This window comes from Streptomyces sp. NPDC046821, assembly GCF_040645335.1.
Lineage (GTDB): Bacteria > Actinomycetota > Actinomycetes > Streptomycetales > Streptomycetaceae > Streptomyces.
Map to the genome: position 1 here is coordinate 70,749 of NZ_JBEYYB010000015.1, position 26,780 is coordinate 97,528.

The window sequence follows — 26,780 nt, forward strand, 5'->3', positions numbered from 1 at the left end:
CGGGTTCCAGGGCTTCACCGGACATCGACCAGTACGCCGGGATTCATGATGCCCGCGGGATCCAGCGCCTTCTTCGTCGCCGTGAGGGCGCGTCCGAAGAGGTCGGAGCGCTGGCGTTCGTACCAGGGGCCGTGGTCGCGTCCGACGGCGTGGTGGTGGGTGATGGTGCCGCCGTTGTCGAGGATCGCTTCGGAGACCGCCGCCTTGATCTCGTCCCATTGGGCGAGCAGTCCGTCCCAGCGTCCGGGCGCGTAGACGCCGTAGTACGGTGCCGGCCCGTCGGGATAGACGTGGGTGAACCGGCAGGTCACGACGCCGGTTCCGCAGATCTCGTCGAGGGCTCGCTGGGCGGCTGAGGTCACCGCGGCGTGGAAGGCGGGGAACCGGTCCCACGTGCAGGCGGTCTCGAACGTCTCCGCGATCATGCTGCGTTGGGCGAGGGCGTCGCGCTGGTAGGGCATCCGCAGGAACGAGGATCGCCAGGAGTCGGAGGCGCCCCCCGCCGTGTCCGCCTCGGCCCCGCGATGCTTGGTGTCGCGGATGCGTCCGCCGTGATCGGCCACGAGTTCCAGGGCGCGGTTCATCCATGCCGTGACGGGGTGGTCGGCCGACTCGAAGCCGATGATGAGGACCCCGCCGCCAGTGGCGATGCCGGCGTTCATGAGTGCCTCGGCGGGGTCGAGGAGACGGCAGTTGGCCGGGTGGAGCCCTGACTGCGCGATCGCTCGGGTCGCATCGACGGCCTGAGCGAAGGAGTCGAACTCGGCGGAGGCCGTGAGCCGGTACGTCGGCCGGTCCTGGAGGCGCATCCACGCCTCGGTGATGATGCCGAGGCTGCCCTCGGATCCCAGGAAGAGCCGGTCGTGGGAGGGGCCAGCGCCGGAGCCCGGCAGGCGCCGGGACTCGCTGATGCCGGTCGGCGTGACGACGCGCAGCGACTCGGTGAGGTCGTCGATGTGGGTGTAGAGCGTGGCGAAGTGCCCGCCCGCGCGGGTGGCCAGCCAGCCGCCGAGCGTCGAGAACTGGAACGACTGCGGGTAGTGACGCAGAGTCAGGCCGTGCGGCCTCAGCTGTTCCTCCAGGTGAGGGCCGTACACCCCGCCCTGGATCCGGGCGGCGCGGCTCACCGGGTCGACTTCCTTCACCTGGTCGAGGTGTGCGAGGTCGATGGTGACGACGGGTCCGTCGATACGGGCTTCCACGCCGCCGACGACGGAACTGCCGCCGCCGTAAGGGACGACCGCGATGCCGGCCTCGGCGCACCAGTCGAGCAGGCTGACCAGGTCGGCCTCGTCGCGCGGCCGGGCGATCCAATCCGGAACGTGCCTCAGCTCTCCCCGCAGGTTCCGCACCACGTCCCGGAACGCCTTGCCGTGAGCGTGCCCGGCCCGGTCCTGCGGGTCGTCCGAGCAGAGCGCGGCGAGCGCGGACGGCGGCTTCACGCGCGGGGCCGGCAGGTTCAGCGCGGCCGGATCCGGGGCGCGGTGAACGCTGAAGTCATGGTCGGGAAGCAGCAGTTGGACCCGGCCGACCAGCGCCGCGGCCTCTTCACCGTTCAACGCCTCCTCGGCGTTGCCCCAACCCCACCATGAACGTGCCATAGCCACCATCTCCCTCTCGCACCCACGTCGCGCCTTCGCCGTGAGCATTGACCACTACCCGACCGATCAGTAACTTGACCGATCGGTAAATTAACCGATCGGTCAAGAGAGGGAAAGGTCTATGGGCGACGTCCTGTCCGAAATCCGGCAGTCGGTCCAGAACCCGATCACGTACGCGCTGCTGGTGTCTGCCGTCTGCATCGCGACAGAGGTACGCACGGCGACCACCTGGCGCGAGCGCCTCGGTCACGTCTTCGGACCGCCGGGCTGGCCCCTGGCCGCGAAGGCGACCGCCTTCACCGAGGTACGGTCACAGCCATGACGCCGACTGACCCGGTCCGCCGCGCAGGGGGAACCAGCAAACTTCCCCGGGCACGCCGTGAAGAACTGCTCCTCGACGTGGCGACCGAGGAGTTCGGAGCGGTCGGGTACGCCGGCGCGTCACTGGGGCGCATCGCCGAGCGGGCCGGAGTCAGCAAGGCCCTGGTGCTCACCTACTTCGGCTCCAAGGACGGCCTGTACGCGGCCTGCGCCGGCCGTGCGGGCACCAATCTCATCAGCCGCATCGAACCGGTGCTCGCCGCCCCGGCCCGCCCTCCACGCGACCTGGCGCAAGCCACGCTGGCGGCGATGTTCAGCGGTCTGGAGGGCCGGCTCCACGACTGGAACGTCCTCAACGACCGCACCGTACCGCCCGGCGCCGGCGCCGAGGTCGTCCGCCGAATGCACCGAACGATCGCCGCGCAGGCGAGCAGAGGCGTCGCAGGCCTACGCGACCTCACGGCCCTGCAGGACCCCGACGACCTCGCCGTACTCACGGAGGTATGGATGAGCGCGGTCACGGCCGTCGTCAACTGGTGGCTACGCCACCCTGACCGCTCGGCAGCGGAAATGACGGCGCGATGCGAACGCGTACTGACGGCGATCACGGCACAGGGGCCGAGGGTGTCGTGACGGCCGACTTCGATGACAGGACCGCAGGTTGACCACACAATCAGGGTCATGACCAACACCGTCGAGCAGCCATCCCCTACATCGGCACCCTGAGGGACGGCCGCTACTACGCCGAAGGCCCGACTCGGAGCAGCCCGAGGATCGCCGAGACAAACACTGCACAAGTCGCCGTGGCGCTGGTCATCGACCGCCTCCCGCCTCACTGCGGCCCGGCCTTCATCGGTAACGCGCACGAACTGGCGGCCTACGAGAAGGCACAGGGCAGCGCCTAGGTGTGTGCGCACGCAATGTCTCGCCTCGCACCATCTAGTGACGCGTTCTTAAAGATCCGGCATCATGCGGCCGTGTCGTTGACATCCCAGATAGCCGATCGTTCGTCCCCGCTCTCACTGTTCTTCGAGGACCATCTGCCTTACTGGCAGGATTCCGTCGCCCACCTGCGCCGCACCCTCGGCAAGGCACCCACCCCTGTCCGGCCACCGTGGCCCGACGGTGTGAAACCGCCCTGGGGCCTGATCGGACGGGGCATAGACGAACGCATCCGGCTCATGACCGGACCCACCCGAACCGTCCTCTTGCGACCCGACGACCGGCACAGCGCGCGCCTCCAGCGCGCTGAACTCGGCTACGTATTGTCCTTTCTCCGCGCCGCGTTGCGCCATCGTTCCGACGAGGTGCGCACGGCAGTTGAGGCCGCAACCGCAGCGCTCGCCGCGTCGCTCGACACCCGTCAAGGAACGGGTGCGCAGGACGAGGAAGTACTCGCTCGTCACTGTTATCTCGCCGCCATGTTCGACGTGCGCGGCGGCATCGAGCCCACGATCGACTGGTTGCTGCGCGACGGGGCCGCGACAACGCTCGATAGCTGGGCCGCAGCCGTGCCGGATGCAGCAGTGGAGGACCTGGTGCAGCTCGCCGGCCTCGCCGCGCCAGTGTTCGCCCCACTCGCAGTCGCCCTGCCTGCGGAACGGAAAGTCGCTGCCCCGCTCTTCACGGGATCGCGTGACGTCGGCGGCGCCGACGCCGACTTGATACTCGGCGGGATGATCGTCGACTGCAAAGCCACCATCCGCCCACACCGCATCGGCCGCGCGGAGCTCTACCAACTCATCGGGTACGCGCTGCTCGACTACGACGACATCTACCAGCTGGACAGCGCCGCTCTATATCTGGCACGAACGGGCACGCTGGTCCGCTGGGACCTGGACGAACTCCTTGACCTCACGGGTGCGGAGATGGGCATCGGCGACCTGCGGGACGCCTTGGCCCGCACCTTGCAAACGGCTCGCGCCGCCAGGCGCGAGGCTTTGGCAGCCCGCTGGGAAGCGCATCGAGCATCACAACCAGGCAGATCTCCGGTCCTCGCAGCCTGGCGCGAGGAGCTTTACAGCCGGCTGCACACCACGATGCTGGCCACGCTGAAGGCCGACGCTGCCCCTGACGGAGGTAACGGGGAGTGACCTGAACTTTGGTCGGGACCGACCGGCTCCGTCTCAGCGATGGGCACCGCATTCGCGCATCGATCTCTCGGCGCGGACGTTCGCCGGCATGTTCACCGGGTCCTTGAGCCCCCGGTTCAGACATGGGCCTGGTCCAGTGCGCTCTGGAGCGAGCTGACGTAGCCCTCGCTCGTGTACGTGGCACCGGAGACGGCATCGACGTGTGCGTTCTGTGCCTTGACCGTCTCCTGGACGAGGGTGGGTATCGCGGTCGAGTTGATCTCCACGCTGCGGTGGTCGCTGTCGGGGTGCTGCAGGGCCCGCGCGGCGGTGATCTTCGAGCCGTTGAGGGTGAGTTCGACCTGGACGGGGCCGTAGCGGGTCTGGACCGTGGAACCGGTGACGGTCCGGGTGCCGGAGGCCGAGCCGGGGCCCGTACCGCTGCTGGAGCTCGACGGCCGCGGCGTGGTGGGCGCGGCGACGGAGGTCACGTGGTGCGGTTTGAGGGACAGCGCGAGCACCGTCACCGTGACGGTCCCGACGACCGTCAGCACGGTGCGGCGGAGCGGGTGGGCGCGCATGGCGGGGCTCACAGTTCGAAGGACTCGTGGTGGATGTGGGATGCCGGGACCCCCGCGTCCCGCAACGCGTCGAACGCGGTCTGCGAGAGCCCTGGCGGCCCGCACAGGTACACGTCGTGCCGCTCGATGTCGGGCAGCAACGCGCGGAGCCGGTCCGCGGTGATCTCGGCGCGGCGGCCTCCGGGGGCGTTGAGCGCGTACACGAGTCGGGCCTCGCGCCCGGCGGCGATGGCCTCCAGCTCGTCGCGCAGAGCCAGCTCCTCCTCGGTTCGGGCCCGGTAGAGGAGGGTCAGGTCGCCGGGCCGGGCGGGCAGCGTCTCGAACAGGGTGCGCAACGGAGTGATCCCGGTGCCGCCCGCGATCAGCAGCACCTTGTCACGGCTGCGCCGTCCCGCGGTGAGTGCGCCGTAGGGGCCCTCGGCCCAGACGCGCGTGCCTCGCCGCAGTCCCGCGACGGCGCCGCTGTGGTCGCCCTGCTCCTTGACGGTGATCCTCATCAGATCGCCGCGGGGCACGGCCGACAGGGAGTACGGATGGCTGGCGAACCACCTGCCGGAGGTCAGGAAGCGCCAGCGCAGAAACTGTCCCGGCTGGGCGCCGATCCGTTCGAGGTGGTGCCCGCGCAGCCAGACGGAGTACACCCCGGGTGCCTCGGACACGACGGAGTCGACGCGGATGCGGTACCGCAGATTGAGCCGCGACGGGGTGACGACGCGGAACCAGACGACCAGGCAGGCGACGCCGATGTACAGGGTGTACCAGGCGGCCCGCGCGCCGGTACTGCTGACGAAGTCGGCGCCGGTCGACAGCTGGTGGAAGAAGGCCAGGAACACGGCGATGTAGGTGAGCAGGTGCAGGTGGTACCAGGTCTCGTACCGCATACGGCGGCGCACGACGCGCATCGAGGTGTAACCGACGGCCAGCAGGATGACGGCGCCGATCGTGGCCTTGAGCATGTCGGGCATGTCGAAGACGATCGTGCCGAGCTGTGACACGGGGCCGGTGTGTGCCTGGGCCGCGTAGCCGAGGGTGATGAAGACGATGTGGCAGATCAGCAGACTGATCGTCCAGCGGCCCGCCGCGGCGTGCCAGCGGGCGGTACGGTCGCTGCCGACGCCGGTCTCCAGCCAGGGCACACGGGCCATGAGGGCGACGAGCAGGGCACACATGTAGCCGGTCATCAGGCCGGTGAGCCGGCCTACGCCGGTCAGCCAGCCGGCCGCGCCGACGACGGCGTCGGTGTTCCGCCACCACAGGGCGAGCACGGCGAAGCCGCCGGCCAACGCGGCAGCGAGCAGCAGCGCGGCGGTCACCCGGTGCCGTGGCGGACCGGGCGCGCGGTGTGTCACCGGCGGCAGGCGATGAGTCGCGGAAGCCATGACGGTCTCCTCAGGACTGGGCTCATCTCACTGTGGTGCGGAAACCTCTGAGCAAGCTCTGAGCGGCCGCGCGCGGGCTGCTCGTACCGGCGCTGTACTGGGCTTTTACGCTTTTACCGTGCGACCGGCTCCGTGAAGCCATGAATGCCCTCCGCGGAAGCTCAGAGGTTCTCCGGGATGCCGGGTTCGGCCACGCGCCGGCATTGGCCCGCCTCCCAGCGCAGACATCGTTCGCCAAAAGCCACTGCCACAGCTCCTTCGGCAGCTTCACGCCCATGCGTTGTTCAGCGTCACTGATGGCTTTCGGGCTGTCTGGGCCGCCAAGAGTTTCTAGCCACCTTGTGACGCGGCCCCACGCCTGTCGCACATCCCTTCCTCATGCTCGGCACCGTTTCGCTCATGCCCGTGCTCCTACAAAGGGGACCATCCATGGGCAGACCGTACGTGCAGGCACTGACACCCACACTGTTCCGGGCCGGAGGCTCGCAGCCGCCAACTCTGCGCTGAGACAATCAGCGGATGCCCAGCAATGAGATCCGGTTCGACTGCCAGCAACGTGGTGATGGCGGCGCGCTCGTCGTCCGTCCCTTCATCGACGGAGCACCACTCACCGAGTTGATCGACAGCTTCGAGATCGCCTCCGGGATGCGGCCCGCAGGCGACGCCTACGGTGGTCTTATCCCGGGGTTCTACCGGTTCGGCCCGATGCAGGACCACTTCCACGGAAGGTCCGCCAATGCGATGGGGCCGAAGACACCCGTTCTCGGTTGTGAATGCGGCGAGTGGGGATGCTGGCCTCTCATGGCCCGCATCTCTACGACAGCCGACCTCGTGATTTGGGACTCCTTCGAGCAACCCCATCGCGAGACCCGCGATTACACGGCATTCGGCCCGTTCCAGTTCGAACGTCACCAATACGATGACGCCCTGCTGGCGTTGACCGCCGCGATCGCCCCCGACGCGTCGTGATTCGCGCCCACCGGCACACGGACACACAGGCACAGAAAACGCTCACCGGCCAGAATCTGATCTCAGGTGAACACTCCTGACCGGAATACCTCTTCCTCCTCGTTGAATGGCCAAGCAATGTGGCTCGGGCTGTCCCGGACGTCCAGCTGGCGGGCCGACCCATTTGATGAGGAGTCAAGTAACCAGTATGAAGACGAAGACCAACCACCGCCGTATCACCCGAGCCGCCATCGCCACCGCCGCAGCGGCCCTGTGCCTTGCCGGGGCAAGCCAGGCGCAGGCCGCCCCTCTCGGCAGCGTCACCTTCTACACCGGCGCCGGCCGGACTGGGACGGCCGTCCCGCTCGACCTGGAGAAGGTCGGGGTGTGCCAGGAACTCACCACCCCGGCCCGCTCCTTCTTCGCCGCCTCGAACCAGGCCGTCGACGTCTTCTTCAACGCGGACTGCGTGACCGGCGCCCCTGGCCGGACGGGCGACCTTTACTTCCGCACCGGCACTCTCGGGCAGGGCAACTTCCCCTACCTCGCGGTCAGTTACCGGATCCGCTCGGCCGGCTGACCGGCTCCGAAGTCTGCTGCGCGGCCGGGTCCGACGTCGGGTCCGAGGCCGGGTCCGGATCCGAGGCCGGGTCCAGCTCCGGTTCCGGGTCCAGCTCCGACTCCGTGGCCGCGTCCTTGATCCCCGCCACCAGCATCTCGATGAACGCCTCCCGGTCCGCCTCCGTCGACGGGCGGCCCTGGATGCCCGGGCGGGTCTGCCACAGGTGCGGGCCCGCCGCCCGGCGGTACTCGACGCCGACGGCGTCCAGGCGGGCCAGATGGTGGTCGAGGCGCGGCCGGAACTCCTCGTACCGGCGCTCCCCCGTCGACCACAGCGCCTCCGCGACCGCGCACAGGCGCGGAAAAGCGAAGTAGTCCACAGTGCGCGGCGAATCCATGTGCTCGGTCCAGATGTTGGCCTGGCCGCCCAGCACATGGGCGCCCTCGTCCGGCGTCAACCCGGCCGGCACGGGATCGAACGCGTACGCCTTCTCCACCGTGATCGGGATCGACACCGGGATCGGCTCGTCCGGGCCGTCGGACTGCCGGTAGTCGAGATACACCTGGTCGTCCGGGCAGGAGACGACGTGCAGGCCCCTCCGGGCCGCCGTCACTGCGCCCGTCATGCCACGCCACGACGCGACGACCGTGCCCGGCGGCACATCGTCCTCAAGCAGTTCGTCCCAGCCGAGCAGCCGCCGCCCGCGCGCGGTCACGTGCGCGCCGAGCTGCCGCACGAACCACGACCGCAGCTCATGCTCGTACCGCAGTCCGCGCTCGCGCATGAGTCGCTGCGTGCGCGGATCCTCGTGCCACTCGGTGGTGGGGCACTCGTCGCCGCCCACGCCGACGACCGGGCCCGGGAACAGGTCCATGATCTCGTCGAGTACGCCCCGGTAGAAGGCGACGGTGGAGTCTTCCATGTTGAGGACGCGCGGGTTGACGCCCCAGCGGGTCCACACCTCGGCCGGGCCGCCCCCGACACCGAGTTCGGGGTATGCGGCGATCGCTGCCTGAGAATGCCCCGGTACGTCGATCTCGGGCACGACCGTGATGTGCCGCCGGGCCGCGTACGCCACGATCTCGCGGATGTCGTCCTGGGTGTAGAAGCCGCCGTGCGGCCGGCCGTCGCCCGGCGCGTCGGGGTCGGCGCCGCGCTGCGACTCGCGCCGGCCCGCGCCGATCTCCGTAAGCCGCGGGTAGCGCAGGATCTCCACGCGCCAGCCCTGGTCGTCGGTGAGATGCAGGTGCAGGGTGTTGAGCCGGTGCATCGCCATCAGGTCGATGAAGCGAAGTACGTCGTGCTTGGGCATGAAGTGCCGTGCCACGTCCAGCATCGTGCCGCGCCAGGCGAACCGCGGCGCGTCGGTCACCGCGACCTCCGGCACGGCCCACCGCACCCCGGGCACCTCCGCCCGCCGGAACACCTCAGCGGGCAGCAGCTGCAGCAACGTCTGGCAGCCGTAGAAGACACCGGCCCGGTCGCCGCCCGTCACAACCACCCCCTGTGGCGTGGCGTCGAGCCGGTACGCCTCCGGGCCGAGCCCATCATCGAGGCACAGCTCGACGGCGCGGCCCCCACCCTCTACGAGCGGGAGGTCGAGGCCGGTGGCCGGCCGCAGCGCCGACTGCAACCAGCGGGCCTCGGCGCGCACCTCTGGCGCGGCGACCAGCGCCGTCGTGTCGTCGAGCAGGAACGAGCCGTCACCGTGACGGACCGACGTGGGACGGGGCAGGAGCATTGGGTGGATCATCCCTTCACCGCTCCGGCCGACATGCCGGAGACGAGCTTGCGCTGGATGAGCAGGAAGAACACGACCACGGGCAGGGAGAAGACGACCGACCCGGCCATCTGCGCGCTGTAGTCGGTGCCCGTGGCCGGGTTCGTGAAGGACGCCAGCCACACCGGCAGGGTGTAGTGGCTCTGCTCCTTCATGAACGTGTACGCGATGAGGTAGTCGTTCCAGGCCGCGATGAACGCGAACACGCTCGACGCGATCACGCCCGGCAGCACCAGCGGAAACAGGATCCGCCACAGCACCTGCCAGGTCGACGCACCGTCGATACGTGCCGCCTCCTCCACCTCGACCGGCACGGTCAGGAAGAACCCGCGCATCACCCAGATCGAGAACGGCAGCACGAGCGCGAGGTACGCGAGGACCAGACCGGTGTACGTGCCGAGCAGCCCGGCCTCGTTGAAGACGAGGAACGTCGGCACGAGCAGCGCCGTGCCCGGCAGCATCTGGGCGACGAGGATGGCCACCATCACCGTGCGCCGGCCGCTGAAGCGGAACCGGGTCATGGCGGCCGCGGCGAACATGCCGAGCACAATGGAGATCACCACGGTCAGGCTGACGACGAGCAGACTGTTCGTCAGGTTCGTCCAGAAGCCCGTACGGTTCAGCGCGACGTCGAAGTTGTGCAGGGTCGGCGCGCTCGGCCAGAAGCGCGGGGTCGCCGTCAGCGCCTCGGAGCGCGGCTTGAACGCGGTGTTGATCATCCAGTACACCGGGAACAGCCACACGAGACAGAACACGATCGCCAGCACGTTGCTGCCGATCCGGCCCCTGCCTCGGCCTCGGCCCCGCCGGACCCTGGCCGTCGTCGCAGTCGTCGCAGTCGTCACAGTCGTCCCAGTCGTCACAGGTCCTCCCCGGACCGCAGCAGCCGCCGGACGTAGAGCGCGGTGATCGCGAGCAGCAGTACCGTCGTGATGACGGACAGGGCCGCGCCCTGGCCGACGCGGAACGCGACGAACGCGGTGCGGTAGGCGAAGACGCCGAGCGTGGTCGTCGCCGAGTCGGGGCCGCCCGCCGAGACGAGCCAGATCTGGTTGAAGACGTTGAAGTCCCAGATCACCGACATCAGCGTGATGAGCGTCAGCGTCGGCCGCAGGAACGGCAGCGTCACCGACCACCACACGCGCCACTCGCTCGCCCCGTCGATCCGGGCGGCCTCCTGGAGTTCGGCCGGCATCTGGATCAGGGCCGCGTACAGCGTGAGCGCGATGAAGGGCACCGCCTGCCAGACGATCAGCAGCCAGATCGAGGTGTACGCGAGCGGGGCGCTGTTCGACCAGTCCGTGTCGGTCATGTCGCCGAACAGGCCGAGCTGTGTGAGCAGCCAGTTGACCACCCCGTACCCGGGCTGGAACAGCCACTTCCACACCATGGACGAGGCGACCGTCGGCATGGCCCACGCGAGGATCAGTACGACCGTGACCGTCATGCGCAGCGCCGATCCGAGGCGCGTCAGGAGTTGGGCCACGCCCGCGCCGATCGCGACGCTGCCCGCCACCATGGCCGCCGTGAAGACGACCGTGCGCACCAGCGAGCGCCAGAACTCGGTGTCGGCCAGCAGGTCCGTGTACTGACGGACGCCGACGACGTCGAACGCGCCGGTGAACAGGGAGCGTTGGTCGTAGTCCGTGAACGACGCGTAGACGAGGAAGGCGATCGGCGCGACGGTCACGGCGAGCATGACCAGGCCCGCGGGTGTCAGCAGCGCCCACGCCACCAGGGGCCCACGGCCCTGTACGGACCTGCGTGTCTTGCCGGGCGGACCGGTCACCGCCCGCCGGGGTGCGGCGGGCACCGCGTGGTGCCCGCCGACCGCCTGGTCAGTTCCCGGCATTGAGCACCTTGCCGGCCGTCGCGTCGAAGGTGTCCGCCGCCTGCTTCGGCGTACTCGAACCGGAGGCGATGGAGGAGAAGACCTTGTCGATGTCCTTGTTGCCCTCGAGCTGGGCCCAGTCGGCCGAGGCCGGCGTGGCCTTCGAGCGCAGCGCGGCGTCGAAGAAGGGACGCAACAGCGGACTGACCTTCTGCCCGGCCGTCTTGACCGCGCCTTCGCTGTTCGGGATCCAGCCGTCCTTGCCCGCGACCCACTTGGTCTGCACCGCCGGATCCGTGGCGATCTTGACCCACTGGAGGGCGAGGTCCTGGTGCGTGCTCTTGGCGGCGATGCCCCAGTCGGAGCCGCCGAGCATGACGGGCTGGGCCTTGCCCGACTTGCCGGGGAACGGGAAGGTGCCGAGGTCGGAGTCCTTGATGGCCGGGTTGGCCTTCTTGATGAGCTCGATCGTCACGTTCGTCATGCTGATCGCCGAGGCCTTGCCGTCGGCGAAGACCCGGGTCTGGTCGGGGTTCAGCGTGTCGATGGTGCGCGTGGACGGCGCGGAGAACTCGTTCTGGAAGGCCTTGTACTCGGCCAGACCCTTCTGCGCCGCGGTGTCGCCCAGCGTCCCCTTCCACTTCGAGCCCTGCTTCGCGGCGATGTCACCGCCCGCGTCCCACACGAACTGCATCCCCGTGTGCCAGTACCGGCCGGGCAGATAGAAGGGCGAGAACTCCTTCGCGGGGTGCGCCTTGCGGACCTGGCGCAGGTCCTTCGTCAGCTCGTCGTACGTGGTCGGCACGGACTTGACCCCGGCCGCGTCCCAGATCTTCTTGTTGTAGATGACCGCGCGGGCGCCCGCGAAGGACGGCGCGGCGTACAGCTTGCCGTCCACCGTCGCCGGCTCCTCCAGGCCGCCGAGCCAGGTCTGTCCCTGCCGCAGGTCCTTGGCGTACGGGGAGAGATCCATCAGGCCGCCGCTCGCGGCGAAGCTGGCCACCTGCGTGTTGCCGATGTCGATGACGTCCGGGGGCGTCGACGTGGCGAGCGCGGTGGTGATCTTCGTGGTGATGCCGTCCCAGTTCTGGACCTCGATCTTCACGTCGGCGCCGGTCTGCCGGGTGAACTGATCCTTCATCGCCTTGCGGGTGGCCTCGGAGTAGTCCCCGTCCATCACCCACACGGTGAGCGTCTTGCCCTCGGCCTTCACGACGGGGACAGCGCGCTGCTTGCCGTCGCCGCCCGCGTCCCGCCCGGCCGATCCGGAACAGGCGCTCGCCCCGAGCGAGACGGCCACCACGAGCGCGGCGAGGCCGACGAACGGTATCCGCCCACGCTGTCTGCGGGAGGCGCGAGTCATGCATGTCGTACGAGTCATGGAAACTCCTGGGATGTGTCGGGACGGGGTGTCGCGATGTCGCGGTGTCACCACACGCCCAGCTCGCCCGAGAGGACGAGGCAGGCGGCGCCGAGCAGGATCAGATCGGAGTCGCCGGCCAGCGACCGCATGGTGAGCGCGGCACTGATCGGCGCGAAGGTACGGGCCCGGACGGTCGCGGCGGCGGACTCCACGAAGGGGCCCTCGACGAGGTCCGGCGGGCCGAGCAGGACGATCTCGTTGAGGTTGAGGACGCTGCTGATCGGGGCGAGTACGGTGCCCAGCGCCCGGCCGGCGGCGGCGAGCACGTCGGCCCGCCCTGCCGCATCCCGACCAGTGAGGCGTACGCGCAACTCGGCCGCGTCGATGAGGGGTTCCAGGCAGCCGCGGTGGCCGCAGGCGCACGGCTCGCCGTCCTCGAACACGGTCACATGCCCGATCTCGCCGGCGGCGAACTGCTCGCCCTCGACCAGTTCGCCGCCCACCACGAGGCCCGCGCCCACACCGTGCTCGATGGTGATCACCATGAGGTTCTGCGTCTTGGCCTCGCGGAAGTGCAGTACGGCGAGGGCGGCGACGTTGACATCGTTGCCAACGTGGACGGGGACCCCGAAACGCTCGGAGAGCCGGGCGGCCAGGGGCAGTTCGCGCCAGCCGAGGTGTCCGGCGAGGTGTATCACGCCGTCGTCGCCGACGATGCCGGGCGAGGCTACGCCGATGCCGAGCACGCGACCGGGCGCCAACTCCGCCAGTTCGGCCACCAGTTGGGTCACGCGCGCGGCGGCGTCCTCCCCGACGGCGTCCGCGTAGGACGTGCGGGCCCGTGCGACGACCTTGCCGCGCAGATTGAGGACGGCGCCTTCGAACTGGCCGACGTTGGACAGGTCGAGCGCCAGGACGTGGGCCGCGTCGTCGTCGATCGCCATCAGGTTCGCGGGCTTGCCCAGCCGGTTGCCCTTGCGGGGGCCGATGTCGGCGAGGAGCCCGTCGCCTTCGAGGTCGGCGACCAGGGCGGACACGGTGGGCGCGGTCAGTCCCACGGCGCGGGCGATCTCGGACCGGCTCATCGCGCCCTGGTGGTAGAGCGTCGACAGGACGAGCGTGCGGTTGTGGACCCGGCTGTCGGCGGCGCTCGCCTTGGTCCGCTCGGCCGGCCGGCGACGCGGGATGCCGTGCGGCGCGGACGGGGGCCGCTCCGAGGACGGGAACGGTTCCGGCTGCGGGGACGGGTGCGGGTCCGGGTGCGGGAACGGTTCCGGCTGCGGGGACAGCTCGGTCACAGGGGGATGCCTCCGACTAAGTAAATACCCTTTAGTTAAAGGAGTTTGGATAGCGTCGAGGGCTGCGGCCGGTGCCGTCAAGAGGTGTGCGCGTACGGATCCGCCGCTGATCCGGATTCGAGGGCGGGGCACCTGGAACGAACGGAACATCTACGGACAAGACGCTGATCGAGTGTTTGACCGAGCGTGATTGTGTTCAATGACTCCCCGTCAAACGTGTTCGGTCTCTTGGGTTCTGTTTGATTCGGAGGGTGTGCTGTGGCTCGTAGATCTCGTGTGTCCCGCGTCTGGGGCAGATGCGCGGTGTTCCTGGCGGTGGCGCTGACAGGCGTCGGTGTCGCCCCGACGTCGGGAGCGGCGGTGCCGAACCGTGATGTGACGGTCCTGACGTTCAACATCCATCACGGCGCGGACCCGGACGACAACCTCGGCCTGGCGCGGACGGCGGACGTGATCCGGGACTCCGGCGCCGAGGTGATAGGCCTTCAGGAGGTGGACCGGCACTGGTCCTCCCGCAGCGACTTCGTCGACCAGGCGCAGTGGCTCGCCGACCGCCTGGACCTACATGTCGCCTACGCCGCGAACCTCGACGAGGACCCGTTGAAGCCCGGCGACCCCCGTCGCCAGTACGGCACCGCGATCCTGTCCCGCTACCCGATCCTGGAGACGCACAACACGCTGCTGCCGCGCTCGGCGACGGGCGAGCAGCGCGGCCTCCTGGAGGCGGACGTCATGGTGCGCGGCACCGAACTCCGGTTCCTCAACACGCACTTGGAGCACACGTCCCAGGCCGAACGGCTGTCCCAGGTCAAGGAGATCGACAAGATCGTCGCCTCGTCCACTCGCCCCACGGTCCTCGTCGGCGACCTCAACGCGACGCCGGACACCCCCGAGGTCGGCACACTCACCTCACGCCTCAAGGACACATGGCCGGCGGTGGGCAAGGGCGACGGCTTCACGTTCGACGCGGTGAACCCGACGGAGCGCATCGACTACGTGCTCACCTCACCCGGTATTCAGGCCCGCGCCGCGCAGGTCCTGAACGCGACGGCGTCCGACCATCGGCCGGTGCGGGCGGAGTTGAGGTTGCCGTAACGGTACGAGGACCGGGTGGCGCGGGGCGCGGCGCGGCTTGGGGCCCCGCGTCGCGCCGCCTGGCAGCGCCTAGGCGGACGGCGCGACCGGGGACCGCCGCAGGCCGAGCCACTGCTCGGCGTCCCACGCCCGGAACCGCTCCACCTCGGTGAACCCCAACTTTGCTGCGAGGCGCATCGAGTTGGCGTTGGCGGTCTGGGTAGTGAGCACCACCGGCTCGCCGGGAAGGACGGCGTCGAACCAATCGAGTGCCGCCGCGCACGCCTCGGCGGCATACCCGAATCCCCACGCTCGCGGCAGGAACAGGTAGCCGAGATCGGCCTTGCCCGCGGCAGCCGGGCGGCGGTGCTCCGTCGCCCTCCTGATCAGGATCTGGCCGATCATCGCCCCGTCGAGATCAACGACGAAACTCCCCGGCCACTGCTCGGGCACCCCCGGCATCTCGCGCTCAAGCTCGTCACGCGGCCGGGCGCCGCCGAGGTAGGTGTGCACCTCCGGCGATGCCAGCAGCTCGATGAACGCGGCACGGTCCCGGGCCAACGGCTCGCGAAGCACCAGCCGTTCAGTCCGTATCGGGACGGGCGGCCAAGCGACAGAACCCAGTTCAGTCATGGCGGGGAACCTATCGCACCCCGCCCAACGTTCCTCAACGGTGACCGCTCACCCGGCCCTTACGACCGAGTGGCCCACCCGCACCCGGCATCACCGGCCTTCCGCATACGCTTTTCCATCGACGTACTCCGGTCGTACGGGTCCACGCCTGGGCCCTCTCCCCGCTCCGAGGCACGTTCGGCGCCGAACTTGGGAGTCAGGTAGCCGGTGAACGGGCCGCAGCCACCATTGGTGGTGTCCGTCTTGTAGGAGACGAGGGAGAACGTACCCGGCTCGATGACGATCTTCGCCGGATCGTCCCAGCTCATCACGACCTCACGGCGCACGATGGTCCGCACGACCTCGTCGCTCCCCGCCTCGGCGCGGACGACCGGATACACGTACGTGACGTCGGCGCTCACCTCGACCGCACCACGCGCACCTTCCCGGTACGTGATCCGTCCTCGCGTCTTCACCACGTCCCCGACGAGCCGGACGTTCGCCGTGTCGAACCGGCTGAACAGTCGCAGCGGATCATCCTCTTCGCTGGGCTCTCGGAACGCGGTGGTCAGGTACTTCTGGACGTCGCTTTGATGAGGATTGACGGCCGCGATCGCATTCCCCGGCCGCTCGCCGCGCAGCACACCCGGATCCAGATTGGACGCGGCGAGGAAGTCCCGGCTCTTCTCCAGCGCCCGCGTGACCTCCGCCTTACTCATCCAGCCGGTCGCCCGCGCCTCAGGAAGGTTGATCCCCGCCGCCCCATCAGCCCACCGCACCGCCGGTGAGCCTCTGAACGGGCGCGCCACAGTGGGGGCGAGGGATGCGCCTTCCGCCGACGGCGGTTGCGTCGGACGTCTCGTCTCCGCAGCAAGCGGCACACTTGCGTCGCCGCCGCCCGTGAACCATCCAGCCACCCGCCCCGGAGCCAGCGCCACGACCACCAGGGCGGCCGCAACCAGCAGGCCGACCACGTACCAGACCTTGCCCTTTCGCCGCCGGGGCGGTTGATGGCCTCGCCATGGTTCCGGCCGCGCGCTCTCCTCCTGCAGCCGCCGCGTCACCATCCGGGCCCGCGCCGACGGCTCCTTGGGCGCCCCCTGAGTCCCGGCCTCGGCCTCGCGAAGGAACTTCTCCCACTCCGCGTCCGGTATGGACTCCTCACCCTGCCCCACAACGGGTCCCACCCTCTCCTGGCCCACCCGGCCCCTCCCAGGACCGGTCTTCTGGCCTGCATGATCACACAGCACGGCTGGGCTCCAGGACCGTCACTGTGGTCAGGGCGGGCTCACGCTCGACTGTCGATGGGTGGGGTGTGGCTAGGTGCGGTCACCGCTTCACGCGGTAGCCGACGTAGACGACCCGCGAACCGAAAGTGCGGGTCTCGACGAGTTCGAGATCCACCCGGCGCTCCTGCTGCGGGAAGAACGGAATGCCGCCACCCACCAGCACCGGGTGAACCATGGCCCGGTACTCGTCGATCAGACCCGACGCGGCCGCCTCGGCGGCGAGCGTCGCACCGCCGATCGCGATCTCGCCCTCCCCCGGCTCGGCCCGCAGCCGCGCGATCTCCTCCGCCACGCTGCCCGAGGCCAGGCGGGCATGGCCCTGAACCTCCGACAGGGTCCTGGAGAACACCACCTTGGGCAGCGGATTCCAGAGCGCGATCCACTCGCGCTGGTCGTCGTCGAGCGAGGGATCCTGGTCGGCGGTCTCCCAGTACAGCATCGTCTCGTAGAGCCGACGTCCCATCAGGTGGACGCTGACCCCCCGGATCTCGTCGATCCAGAAGCGGAAGACATCCGCGTCGGGCACCGACCAGTCGATGCCGCCGTCCGGCCCGGTGATGTAACCGTCAAGTGAGACGTTCATCGAATACGTCACGCTGCGCATCAGAAGCCCTCCTCGGTAACGGGATCGACCGTACGACCGCGGGCCCCGGCCGGACTCGTGCGACGCGCGGGGTGCCCCCCCCCGGTGCCCTGTGCCTAGACGCCGCACGAGATCATCCGTTGAGAAGCTCAGCGACTTTCCGAAGCCCGACGCTACTGTCCCGGAGCGCCGGCGCTACCTTCAGCCCGTTCGCCCGACTTGATGACGCATCTGTGCGACTTCGACTGCTCACACAGTCTCCACGGGTCGACAATGAAAACCCACCACTGCTGCGCGTCCATGGGGACGGATTCGGTGCGTATGCGCAGGGGCTTGCCCTTGCCGTCCTTCAGCTGGACCCACCGCGTGGTCTGGTACGAGTCGGTGTAGCGGAGCTTGATGCCCCACGTGCACGACTTGCCCCTTGGCGCGATCGCCTGCACCTTGAAGCTGCCCGAGGGCTGGCCGCCTCCTACCTCGATGACATGGGTGCCGAAGTATGACTGGCCCTGTCCCTTGGTCTCATCGGCCAGCACTGGTTCGCCGGCGAAGGGCGGAATGTGGAGCTGGATACCTTCGTAGGACGCTCCGCCCTGCTCCGGAAGCATGACGACGGTGCGCCCGGTGCTCTTGCGGCAGGCGACGTCGGTGACCTTCCAGCGGTTGATGACCACCGAGGTGGACCGGGTGCTCATCACGTTCATCAGGAACGCGTCGGAGAACCTTCCGATGGTTCGCGAGCTCAGCTGCTCCTTGTACCGCTCGGGAGCATCCTCCAGCGTGGCCTCGTCCGCGAGCGGGCGGCCGCCCAGTTTCTTCAGGTAGGAGAAGGAGGCCGCGCGTTCGCCGAGGTCCACCAACTTCCGCATCTCGTCGGGAGTCAGCGTCCGATCGAGAACCATCGACCATGTCTCGGGCTCGTCCTCCACGGGCCGCACGGACACCGTGAACGGCACTTTGTCGGCGTCGTACTCCGTGTTGGAGTCGTTCTCCCTGGCCACACTGGGTTTGATCATGAGGTAGTCGGTCAGCGTGTCCCGGAAGACGGCCACGAAGGCGATCGACAGCATCACCAGCAAGGTCACCACTCGTCGCCGCCGCGAAGAACCGGGCGCCAGGCCGAGTGTCTCGCCGACGATCGACGCGAAGCTCTCGCGAGGTCGTCCGTCGCCCTCGTCGGCGTCGCTGTTTCGCGGGGGCCGCGGGGCCACGGCCGACTGCCCGCCGCCCAAGTCCCCGCTCTGCCCGGCCGGTTGTGCGGCCGGCTCGGCGAGGCCGCCGTCGGCGCCGCCCCGCTGCGGATCCGCGAGAGCACCGTCGGCGCCATCCGGCTGCGGCTCCGCGAGAGCACCGTCGGCTCCGCCCGGCTGCGGCGGCTCCGCTCTCTCGTCCGGTGACCCGGTCGTCGTCATGCCCGTCTCCCCCCCGTAGGCCCGCACCACTCGAGGCCGATTCCACCCTGCTTCCGTGTACGGGCAGCCCCGGTGACGTACACCGCCGCCGCCCGTCGATTCCGTACCCATCCTCAGCGTCGTCGGCAACAACCCTATTTCGCCAAGCTGTTCACCCCCACCTGCCGGGAGCCCATTGCCGTGCGATGTCGCGCACCCAGCCGCCCTGCCCTGGGGCAGGGCGGCTGGGTGGCCCGGACGCCGCGTGTGCGCCCCGAGCGTCGGCTCAGCGCGCGGTCATCGCACCACGAGCGTGCTGCCCGACCAGGTGAACTGCTGGTTGGGGTCGCCGCTGACACACGGCTGCAGCGTGACGATGTCCCCGTTCCTGCGACCGCTGCCGGCGTCCAGGCACTTGCCGGTGTCGTTGTGCACGAACTGGGAGCCCTGACGGGTCCAGTCCACGCGGGTGTCGCTCTGGCACATCCACATCTGCACCTGGTCCCGCTGAGTGGGCCAGTTGTACGCGCACTTGATGCCCTCGGAGGACGTACTGTCCGTGGACTCCAGGCGATTGTTGGCGTAGCGCCACTCCGAGGCGTACTCCGCCTTGTCGATGTCGCTGCACTTCCAGATCCGCACCGGGTCGTGCAGCTTGGCGTCCTTCGGTGCCACCAGGCACATGACGGGGACCGGGACGTTGACGTTCAGCGTGCCCTTGGGGCTGTAGCGGGCGCCTTGCGGGTGGCGGAAGTTGAAGGTCCCGCTGCCCGCGGGGAGTTTGCCGAAGGGGGCGTCGACGTCGACGGTGACCTTGGGGCGGAACTGTCGATAAGTGTAGATGTTCCAGAGGCTGTTGCCCCCGTCCTTGCTGTAGGCGTCGCAGGTCAGGGTGCGGTCGCTGTCGCTGCGCCGGCAGTTGCGCAGGCCCACGTTGGTGTAGCCCCAGCTCTGCCCGTTGGCGCTGTAGAGGCTCGGCACGGTGGTCTGCTCGGCGAACGTGGTGTGCTCGGGCGCGGTGAAGACCACGGAGGCACCGGCTGGGGCGATGATGTTGTCGCCACCGGTGTTCTGGTAGGTGAAGGGGACCTCGGCGGTCGCGCCGCGGTCGATGTCCACCGTCTTGGGGACGTCGGCAGCCGAAGCGGTGGTAATCGCGGTGCAAGCCAGGGCGAACGTGGTGGCGGCGACGCCGGCCGCCTGAGTGAGCCGGAGACGTGAAGAGGACATCGCAGAGCTGCTTTCACTCAAGGATGGAGTGCCTCTGCCCGGCCGATGGCCGTACGGTCGCAGTCCGCGCCCGGAGAGGCTGTGATCATCTTCGCTGCGGCCGTGCACAAGAATGCACACACTCAGAACCTGGCCACCCCTTCGGACGATCACGACCACACGTCAGGCTGAACGGTGAACGGGAAGCCGCCGGCCAGGCCACTCAAGGTTCGATGCGCGCCCCGTGCACCTGGAGATGTGCTGCCGTATCGACGTGGCGTGTGAGGTCTGTCAGGGGTTGCCGTCGATCAGGTCCAGCAGGCCGGGGAACCGCTGGTTCAGTTCTGTTCGGCGCAGGGTGGCGGCTCTGCTGTTGCCGCGGTTCACCTGCCGGACCAGGCCCGCCTCGCGCAGGGTCTTGAAGTGGTGGGTCGTCGTCGACTTCGAGACCGGGAGATCAAAGGAGGCGCATGTGCGCGCCGTGCCTTCCGGTTCGCGAAGCAGGGCGGCCACGATGCCGTAGCGCAGCGGGTCGGACAGCGCGCTCAGCACGGTCCGCAGGTCCATCTCCTCGAGCGAGGGGTGACCGTCTTCGTCGGGCATGATCGCCCTCCTTCGCGTCATCCTCATCAGGTACGGATTGCATCGTACCTTCTTCTATGTCACCTTGAGGTTCGATCAAATTCGTACCTGGCTGCACAAGCGGCTGGACCGAACCTGGAGTTGTGCCCTCATGAGTACGCAGACCACGTCGCCGGCCGCACCACCGATGGACGCGCAACTGCGGCCCGGCCGCTCCCTGGCCCTGGCCGCCGTACTCCTCGCGGTGTTCGTCGTACCGATGTCGATCTCTGGCACGGCCGTCGCGCTGCCCGGCATCGGCGCCGACACCCACGCCGGCCTCGTCCCCCTGCAATGGGTGGTGAACGGCTTCAACGTCGCCTTCGCCTGCTTCACTCTCGCCTGGGGCTCCGTCGCCGACATCGTCGGACGGGTCAAAGCCTTCGCGGCCGGTGCCGCCGTCTACTCCGTGGCCTCGCTGGCAAGCGCGGTCGCCACCAACGTGCTGTGGCTGGACGCCGCACGCGCGCTCGCCGGAATAGGTGGCGCGGCGATCTTCTCCTGCGGCTCGGCGATCCTGTCGACGGTGTTCGACGGCCTGGCGCGCGCGAAGGCGTTCGCACTGTTCGGCACCGTCGCGGGCGTCGGCGTGGCGATAGGCCCCTCGCTGGCCGGCGCGCTCGTCGAGGGCCTCGGCTGGCGCTGGGTGTTCGCCGTACACGCCGTCGCCCTGATCCTCGTACTGCTCGCGGTCCCCGCCATCGCCAAGGCCATGCCGGCCGACGGCGGCAGCGGCGCGCGTATCGACGTACTGGGCAGCGCGCTGTTCGTGATCGCCATGGTGCTGCTGACCACCGCCATCGTGCAGGGATCGCAGTGGGGATGGAGCAGTGCCGGCGACCTCGGACTGTTCGCGGGGGCGTTCGTCGTCCTCGCTGTCTTCGCCGTCGTCGAAAACCGTCGGGAACACCCGATGCTGGACCTGAGCGTGCTGCGCAACCGACGGTTCGTCGGCCTGTGCCTGGTGCCGGTCGCCGCGTCCTTCGGCTTCGTCACCATGCTCACCTACCTGCCGAGCTACCTGACCGCGGTCACCGGACGTGGCACCGGGGCGGCGGGCCTGATCATGCTGCTGCTCACGGCACCCGTACTCGTGTGCCCGATGCTCGCCGCAAAGCTGGTCGGCCGCGGGATCACCCCGCTCGCCCTCATCTACTTCAGCCTCGCCTGCCTGGTCGTCGGCGACCTGGCGCTCATGCTCTTCTCCCCGGACGTCAAGATCCTGGTCGTCGCCCTGCCGATGCTCGTGACGGGAGCCGGTATGGGTCTGTCGGCGGGACTCGTGGACGGGCAAGCCCTGGAGCTGATCGATCCGGCCAAGGCAGGCATGGCGGCGGGCTTCCTCAACACGCTGCGGCTCGGCAGCGAGGCCGTCGCCGTGGCGGTGTACGGGTCCACCCTCGCGACCGCGCTCGGCAACCGGATCGAGGACGGCATCGGCGGCCACCACGGCGCCTCGCACGCCGACCGGGTCACTGACCAGGCGGCAGGCAGCGACCTCACCCGCGCCACCGAACTGTCCGGTGCAACCAACGCCGGGGCTTTCACCCGCTTCCTGGCCCAGTCCTACGACTCCGCGTTCCACGCCGTCCTGTGGGGACTGGCCGCGGTCTGCCTCGTACTGTGCGTCGTGATCGCCACCCTTCTACGTGGCAGCGCCGCCGACAAGCGCGCCCTGTCCCACCACTGACAGGGCGTCTGCCCCCGCCGGCATTCGGCATTTGGCATTCGGCATTCGGCATTCGGCATTCGGCATGAAGCGCCCCGCAGGCGCACCTGGGACATCGAGGAGATGATGCCGACAGGTACGGATCTGTACCTGTCCCGTCAACGAGAGGAGGGCCCGGCTTTGTGCTCTGACTTCGACGTCGTCGCGACCCGGGAGTTAGAGGCGACGGGGGAAGGCATTCAGGGTGTTCACCGGGTGATCGTGGAGATCGGGAGACCGGTGCAGGACGCGGCGTCGGGCGGCGACTGGACGTGCGAGTACCGCATCAGCGGGCTTGCCGAGGAGCACCGGATGCGGGTCTTCGGCGTGGACGGCGTCCAAGCGATCCAGGGCGCTTTGACCGCGATCGGAGGCGCACTGCGCGGAGCGCACGACCCTCCACGGTTCACCCTCACCCTCAACGGCGACGAGAACCTTCTGTTCCCCTGAGGCCACGCAAGCAGATAGCGCATGGACCTCTCCAGCTCTGCAGATCAAGGTGGGGCGGCCACTCTGGAGACGCAGGGTCAGGCACTCGCCCGGGCAGGCACCTCTCGGGCGAGGACGATCGAGATGGCGCCGAGGAGGGTGCCGGTGATCACGCGTTGCCATTTGACCCAGGACGGCCGGCGCTTGAGCAGGCCGGCGACTGATCCGGCCGCCAGCACGATCAGCGCGTTCACGGTGACGCCGACGGCGATCTGTACGGCGCCGAGCGCGAAGCCCTGGGCCGTGGTGCGGCCGCGTGCGGGGTCGATGAACTGGGGGATGAGCGCGAGGTACAGGATGGCGACCTTGGGGTTGAGCAGGTTGGTGATCAGCCCGGTCCGCAGCAGTTTCCAGTGCGAGTCACGCGGAAGGGTACGTTGCTCGAACAACCCGTGCCCTCCGGGCCTGAGCGCCTGCCACGCCAGGTACGCGAGATAGGCCGCGCCGGCGGCCTTGAAACCGATGTAAAGCCACGGGACGGCGACGAAGACCACCGCCAACCCCACGTTGGCAAGGACCATGTAGACGACGAAGCCGACCGCGGTGCCGACCAGCGAGACCAGTCCGGCCGTGCGGCCCTGGCTGATGCTCCGAGACACCAGGTACATCATGTTCGGGCCTGGGGTCAGCGCCATTCCTAGTTCGACCAGAGCAATTCCGCTGGCTGCCGCCGATGAGATGATCACGCGCACCAGCATGTCAGACGGTTGCAGCGCTCAACCTCTCAGCTCCCACCTCAGGCTCGTTGGCGCGCACAGGGAGACCAGGTCAGTGTGCGGACCCGCTGCTGCTGGCCCAGACGTGGAGCGGCACAACCTGCAACTCGTCCCCGGCCTGCTCCGATTGGCTGCGCACGTCATCCAGGTCGGACGAGCCAATGACCTCCTGTCCTCGTCCGTCGCCCCCAGCGACCAGGTATGGGTCTCCCACTCCACCGGCCGGTCCGTTGGCCCCAACATGAGGGGTTCGTCAGCCACCTCAGCAATCCAGGTCAACAGCATCAGAGCAGTATCTCTGCAAGTCCCCGTCGCTTCATGGCAGTTCAGGCACCTCCCCTCCCCCACACACGTAGACCCGGTAGGACTCGAACCCACAACCAATGGCTGGGCCGAACAGCTGACCCGACACCCGAACGGAACGGAGATCCATTACGACTACGCCCGGAACACCACCCCTCCCCCGTCGCTCCGGAACTCCTGCTTCCGTGCGGTGGCACAGACAACGGCGAGTGCCTCTTCTGGATCACCGACCCTCAGAACGATCCGGCCGCCTGGACCATCGCCGTCAACGAAGCGTGCGGGCCACGCTGGTACACCTTCGCCGGAAGCCTCACGCAGTTTTTGGTCGCCGTACTCAGTGGCACCGCGTCCGTCCCGCAGTTCCCCAAGGACCTCTTGCAAGGTGCGATCGACTTCAGGCCTTCCCGCCTGGACCAATGGACTCCGCCCCTGCCACCCGCGACGACTCCGTCCATCCCGACGGCCGAAATCCGCAATTGGGCACGCGCGAACGGGTACGACGTTCCGATGCGGGGTCGCCTTCCGGCAGAAGCTCGGCAGGCGTGGGAGCGGGCGCACCAGTAGAGCCTCGCGGCATCCGCTGAGCAGGCCGCCTCCACTGAGCCTTCAATGGTTGGACTACGACGTTCATCGACCCTCTTCAATCCGGCGGATCGCCCCCAGCGGGAAGGGAGTTGTCCGGCTTTCCTGCTGGAATTGGCGATAGAAGTCACCCAGTTACCGCGGCGACCGGACCGTAACGAACAAGAGCTGCCGCGATCGCCTCTGGGATTCCTTCTGGGGAACCCCCTGGGCGCAGGCGCGCACAAACGATCTGCGTTCTTCAGGCTCGTACTCGTACAGGGCGACGGCCAGCCAGTTCACCAGGTGCGTGACGGCGTAGCACTGGTCGTAGGTGCGGTGCCGGTTGAAGAAGTCGACCTCGTCCTGGGCGAGCTCGAAACGTGAGGAGATGGCGAGGCCGTAGTCGGCGAAGTAGAGCCGTTGGCCGTCGGTCAGGATGTTCTCGAAGTGCGCGTCGAAGTGCAGGAGCCCGCGGGCGTTCATGAACGAGATGCCGGCTTTCAGCTCCTCGTCCACCATGGCGCAGGCCCGCTCGGCCGCCTCGTCACCGGCGCCGATCTGGACGCCCAACCAGTCATGCAGGTTCTGCGGGATGTACTCCAGAAACAGCATGAGGCTCGCCGAGGACTGCTGGAGTGCCTCGATCCGGCTGCGTACCGCCGCTCCACCTCCCCAGTAGGCGACAGCTCGTTCCACATCGGCCAGTTCCTCGGGAAGTGGCTGGCCCAGATCTGGGAGCACTCGCCAGTGGTACATCAGGGGAAAACCTTCGTAGTCCCCCGCGATCACCCAGTTCGTCGTCATGGTGTGCACGGCCAGCTCCCGCCAGGCTCCGAACCCCGGGCTGCCGATACGGCCGACGCCGTAGTGACAAAAGGCCAGAAGTCCGAACAGATTCGCCGTGGAGTGAAGGTTGTCCGGCCGTCGTTCCAGATCGGTCAGACGTATCTGCTTGACGAAGACGGAGGCACCGTCGACGTCCAGCAGCACGGTCTTCCCGCCGATCCCGGAGCCGATCGGCGTGCCACCGTCCACGAGCTCTCGCAGCCGGCGATCACTGCATAAGGACAGCGATGTCGAAGCCGTAGCGTAAGCAGCCAGTCGAGCACTACGGGACCTGTCAGGACGCTGCACATATGCCTCCAGCCGGACACCCGCCTCCGTACAACAACCTCACTGAAACCGGGCGGGAGTTACTGCCACACTTTCATGTCGAGGGCAAGGATTGGTTGGCTTGGCAACGATCACCGGCGCCGATGCCCTCCACCAACTCTCTGAGTCAGCAGGGCTATTCGCTGAGGTACTGGTGCCCCTCCCTCACTCGTCTGACGGCCGCGCCGCCTGAGGCGAAGCTAATGCAGCCGTGTTGTTGCGATGTGGACCTTGAAAGCGCAGGGGACGTTCCCCTCTGGCGCCGCCATAGCGCGCACCCCGGCGAAGGCCGATGCCGTTAGAGCAAGCGCGTGCTGAGCGAAAAAACCAGGTCGACGTAGTTCAGTGCGGTAGCCGATCAGGCGTTCATGCCCCTGAGAGAGACCCTTGCCCGAGTCGATGCAGACCTGGCCGCCGGCCGGGTTCCCGTCGCGCGCCAGCGGCTGCGCGGTCTCATCTCCTCCTTCCCGCACGACCTGACACTCCGCCGTCGTCTGGCCGAGGTGTACCGGCTCTACGGCGACGCCGCCGAGGCTGGACGCTGGATGTACCTCGAAGATGATCGGAACGCCGACGAAACCGCCGCCTTCGAGGCGCGGTACGGGTCTCCCGGGCGGCGGATGAAAGCCCTCGCCTGGCACGGGCCCGAGGCGGAGGCCGCCACCGCCTTCGCGGAGGGGCAACTGGCCGCGGTGCGGACCGGCTGCGCCGAGGAGCTGGGGCACCCCGCAGACTGGGACGACCCCGCCTCCTACCGGGACGACCTGGAAGGGAAGCACGCGGCGTCCTCGGAGCCGTGGACGGTCGGCGGCGTACTGGCGGGCGTCGGCTGTCTGGTGGCGACGCTTGTGTTCCTCGCGATCTGGGTGAATGGACTCGTTGCCCTCTTCGGCTGACTCAGGTCACCGGGGCCTGTGAGGAGCGCCGCTGAAGGTTCGGTGAGACCGTCCAGAACTGCCGTGAACGGGACACCCGGTGACGAGTGAGCTGATCTCGCGTTGTCTGGTGTGATCACGGTTTCGGAGCCGTCCTGGACAGCCCCGTTCACCGGGCTGAGTCCTCGCCTATTCGGCAAGCTGGTGACCGTACTGCGGCACAAGGGTACTGATGCGGTCCGCAAGGGCCGGCCGTGGAGTCTCCCGTTGGAGGACCGGGCTCTACTGGTCGCGGCGTACTGGCGCACGAACTTGACGATGCGTCAGCTCTCCCCGCTCTTCGGGGCGTCCCAATCGGCAGCAAACCTCATCATCGACCACCTCGGACCGCTGCTCGCGCGCCAACCCCGCAAGCGGTTCGCCAAGGACACCGTGCTCAACGCCTGCCGGGTCCCTCG

Annotated in this window: 25 protein-coding genes and 2 pseudogenes; 11 read left to right on the forward strand and 16 right to left on the reverse strand. The window is 68.6% G+C overall.

What is annotated here, in order from left to right:
• Positions 1 to 14 precede the first annotated feature (14 nt).
• Positions 15 to 1,601 (reverse strand): FAD-binding oxidoreductase, encoded by a 1,587-nt coding sequence (locus ABZ893_RS28965; protein ID WP_361409300.1) that lies wholly within the window; start codon positions 1,599 to 1,601, stop codon positions 15 to 17.
• Between the two features lie 121 nt (positions 1,602 to 1,722).
• Here ABZ893_RS28965 and ABZ893_RS28970 point away from each other — a divergent pair, with 121 nt between their 5' ends.
• The 4 genes from ABZ893_RS28970 to ABZ893_RS28985 all read left to right on the forward strand — a co-directional run bounded on the left by ABZ893_RS28970 (position 1,723) and on the right by ABZ893_RS28985 (position 4,015).
• A complete protein-coding gene (locus tag ABZ893_RS28970; RefSeq protein WP_361409303.1) occupies positions 1,723 to 1,923 on the forward strand; it encodes a hypothetical protein in 201 nt (66 codons plus the stop codon).
• On the forward strand, positions 1,920 to 2,555 hold the full coding sequence (locus ABZ893_RS28975) for a TetR/AcrR family transcriptional regulator (protein WP_361409306.1): 636 nt from the start codon (positions 1,920 to 1,922) through the stop codon (positions 2,553 to 2,555). Before ABZ893_RS28970 ends, ABZ893_RS28975 begins: the two co-directional genes overlap by 4 nt.
• A 71-nt stretch (positions 2,556 to 2,626) precedes the next feature.
• On the forward strand, positions 2,627 to 2,827 hold the full coding sequence (locus ABZ893_RS28980; RefSeq protein WP_361409707.1) for a DUF6193 family natural product biosynthesis protein: 201 nt from the start codon (positions 2,627 to 2,629) through the stop codon (positions 2,825 to 2,827).
• Between the two features lie 72 nt (positions 2,828 to 2,899).
• Positions 2,900 to 4,015: a hypothetical protein gene (locus tag ABZ893_RS28985; RefSeq protein ID WP_361409309.1), complete on the forward strand. Its 1,116-nt coding sequence runs from the start codon at positions 2,900 to 2,902 to the stop codon at positions 4,013 to 4,015.
• 116 nt (positions 4,016 to 4,131) lie between these two features.
• Here the strand turns inward: ABZ893_RS28985 and ABZ893_RS28990 are convergent, their stop codons facing one another.
• Together ABZ893_RS28990 and ABZ893_RS28995 are read right to left on the reverse strand one after the other, a co-directional pair.
• On the reverse strand, positions 4,132 to 4,575 hold the full coding sequence (locus ABZ893_RS28990; protein ID WP_361409710.1) for an FMN-binding protein: 444 nt from the start codon (positions 4,573 to 4,575) through the stop codon (positions 4,132 to 4,134).
• A gap of 8 nt (positions 4,576 to 4,583) precedes the next feature.
• Positions 4,584 to 5,954 (reverse strand): ferredoxin reductase family protein, encoded by a 1,371-nt coding sequence (locus tag ABZ893_RS28995; RefSeq protein ID WP_361409312.1) that lies wholly within the window; start codon positions 5,952 to 5,954, stop codon positions 4,584 to 4,586.
• A 519-nt stretch (positions 5,955 to 6,473) separates the two neighbouring features.
• On the opposite strand from ABZ893_RS28995, the gene ABZ893_RS29000 reads away from it, so the two are divergent.
• Entirely contained in the window at positions 6,474 to 6,923 is a 450-nt protein-coding gene (locus ABZ893_RS29000) for a hypothetical protein (RefSeq protein ID WP_361409316.1), read from the forward strand.
• A 187-nt stretch (positions 6,924 to 7,110) separates the two neighbouring features.
• Positions 7,111 to 7,482 carry a hypothetical protein gene (locus ABZ893_RS29005; RefSeq protein ID WP_361409319.1) on the forward strand — a complete coding sequence of 124 codons (372 nt, stop codon included), beginning with the start codon at positions 7,111 to 7,113 and terminating at the stop codon, positions 7,480 to 7,482.
• Here the strand turns inward: ABZ893_RS29005 and ABZ893_RS29010 are convergent.
• The 5 genes from ABZ893_RS29010 to ABZ893_RS29030 form a co-directional block, all read right to left on the reverse strand.
• Complete coding sequence (locus ABZ893_RS29010; protein WP_361409322.1) at positions 7,454 to 9,205, reverse strand: beta-N-acetylhexosaminidase; 1,752 nt, start codon at positions 9,203 to 9,205, stop codon at positions 7,454 to 7,456. The genes ABZ893_RS29005 and ABZ893_RS29010 overlap by 29 nt on opposite strands.
• Before the next feature lie 8 nt (positions 9,206 to 9,213).
• A complete protein-coding gene (locus ABZ893_RS29015) occupies positions 9,214 to 10,011 on the reverse strand; it encodes a carbohydrate ABC transporter permease (protein WP_361409325.1) in 798 nt (265 codons plus the stop codon).
• A 92-nt stretch (positions 10,012 to 10,103) separates the two neighbouring features.
• Entirely contained in the window at positions 10,104 to 11,096 is a 993-nt protein-coding gene (locus tag ABZ893_RS29020; protein ID WP_361409328.1) for a sugar ABC transporter permease, read from the reverse strand.
• Positions 11,083 to 12,456: an extracellular solute-binding protein gene (locus ABZ893_RS29025; protein WP_361409331.1), complete on the reverse strand. Its 1,374-nt coding sequence runs from the start codon at positions 12,454 to 12,456 to the stop codon at positions 11,083 to 11,085. The genes ABZ893_RS29020 and ABZ893_RS29025 overlap by 14 nt, the downstream gene beginning before the upstream one ends.
• 47 nt (positions 12,457 to 12,503) lie before the next feature.
• Positions 12,504 to 13,736: an ROK family protein gene (locus ABZ893_RS29030; RefSeq protein WP_361409334.1), complete on the reverse strand. Its 1,233-nt coding sequence runs from the start codon at positions 13,734 to 13,736 to the stop codon at positions 12,504 to 12,506.
• A gap of 258 nt (positions 13,737 to 13,994) precedes the next feature.
• Between ABZ893_RS29030 and ABZ893_RS29035 the strand changes: the two genes are divergently transcribed.
• Positions 13,995 to 14,831 (forward strand): endonuclease/exonuclease/phosphatase family protein, encoded by an 837-nt coding sequence (locus ABZ893_RS29035; protein WP_361409337.1) that lies wholly within the window; start codon positions 13,995 to 13,997, stop codon positions 14,829 to 14,831.
• A 69-nt stretch (positions 14,832 to 14,900) separates the two neighbouring features.
• Here the strand turns inward: ABZ893_RS29035 and ABZ893_RS29040 are convergent, their stop codons facing one another.
• The 6 genes from ABZ893_RS29040 to ABZ893_RS29065 all read right to left on the reverse strand — a co-directional run bounded on the left by ABZ893_RS29040 (position 14,901) and on the right by ABZ893_RS29065 (position 20,497).
• Positions 14,901 to 15,443, reverse strand: a complete 543-nt coding sequence (locus ABZ893_RS29040) for a GNAT family protein (RefSeq protein WP_361409340.1) — start codon at positions 15,441 to 15,443, stop codon at positions 14,901 to 14,903.
• Positions 15,444 to 15,502: 59 nt separating this feature from the next.
• Complete coding sequence (locus ABZ893_RS29045; RefSeq protein ID WP_361409713.1) at positions 15,503 to 16,597, reverse strand: hypothetical protein; 1,095 nt, start codon at positions 16,595 to 16,597, stop codon at positions 15,503 to 15,505.
• 154 nt (positions 16,598 to 16,751) lie between these two features.
• Positions 16,752 to 17,315: a dihydrofolate reductase family protein gene (locus ABZ893_RS29050; protein ID WP_361409343.1), complete on the reverse strand. Its 564-nt coding sequence runs from the start codon at positions 17,313 to 17,315 to the stop codon at positions 16,752 to 16,754.
• A gap of 152 nt (positions 17,316 to 17,467) precedes the next feature.
• On the reverse strand, positions 17,468 to 18,706 hold the full coding sequence (locus ABZ893_RS29055; RefSeq protein WP_361409346.1) for a hypothetical protein: 1,239 nt from the start codon (positions 18,704 to 18,706) through the stop codon (positions 17,468 to 17,470).
• A 276-nt stretch (positions 18,707 to 18,982) separates the two neighbouring features.
• The gene (locus tag ABZ893_RS29060; RefSeq protein ID WP_361409349.1) at positions 18,983 to 19,915 is read right to left on the reverse strand and encodes a ricin-type beta-trefoil lectin domain protein; all 933 of its coding nucleotides are present in this window, start codon (positions 19,913 to 19,915) and stop codon (positions 18,983 to 18,985) included.
• 270 nt (positions 19,916 to 20,185) lie between these two features.
• Positions 20,186 to 20,497 carry a helix-turn-helix transcriptional regulator gene (locus ABZ893_RS29065; protein WP_361409352.1) on the reverse strand — a complete coding sequence of 104 codons (312 nt, stop codon included), beginning with the start codon at positions 20,495 to 20,497 and terminating at the stop codon, positions 20,186 to 20,188.
• A gap of 130 nt (positions 20,498 to 20,627) precedes the next feature.
• On the opposite strand from ABZ893_RS29065, the gene ABZ893_RS29070 reads away from it, so the two are divergent.
• Entirely contained in the window at positions 20,628 to 22,205 is a 1,578-nt protein-coding gene (locus tag ABZ893_RS29070) for an MFS transporter (protein WP_361409355.1), read from the forward strand.
• Positions 22,206 to 22,439: 234 nt separating this feature from the next.
• A complete protein-coding gene (locus tag ABZ893_RS29075) occupies positions 22,440 to 22,673 on the forward strand; it encodes a hypothetical protein (RefSeq protein ID WP_361409358.1) in 234 nt (77 codons plus the stop codon).
• Between the two features lie 77 nt (positions 22,674 to 22,750).
• On the opposite strand, the gene ABZ893_RS29080 is transcribed toward ABZ893_RS29075, so the two are convergent.
• On the reverse strand, positions 22,751 to 23,410 hold the full coding sequence (locus ABZ893_RS29080) for a LysE family translocator (RefSeq protein ID WP_361409361.1): 660 nt from the start codon (positions 23,408 to 23,410) through the stop codon (positions 22,751 to 22,753).
• 948 nt (positions 23,411 to 24,358) lie between these two features.
• Positions 24,359 to 25,429: pseudogene (locus ABZ893_RS29085) on the reverse strand (protein kinase family protein).
• A gap of 386 nt (positions 25,430 to 25,815) precedes the next feature.
• On the opposite strand from ABZ893_RS29085, the gene ABZ893_RS29090 reads away from it, so the two are divergent.
• Both ABZ893_RS29090 and ABZ893_RS29095 read left to right on the forward strand, forming a co-directional pair.
• Positions 25,816 to 26,343 carry a DUF6584 family protein gene (locus ABZ893_RS29090; protein ID WP_361409364.1) on the forward strand — a complete coding sequence of 176 codons (528 nt, stop codon included), beginning with the start codon at positions 25,816 to 25,818 and terminating at the stop codon, positions 26,341 to 26,343.
• A 102-nt stretch (positions 26,344 to 26,445) separates the two neighbouring features.
• Positions 26,446 to 26,760 (forward strand): annotated as a pseudogene (locus tag ABZ893_RS29095) (transposase family protein); the annotation flags it as partial.
• Between the last annotated feature and the right edge of the window lie 20 nt (positions 26,761 to 26,780).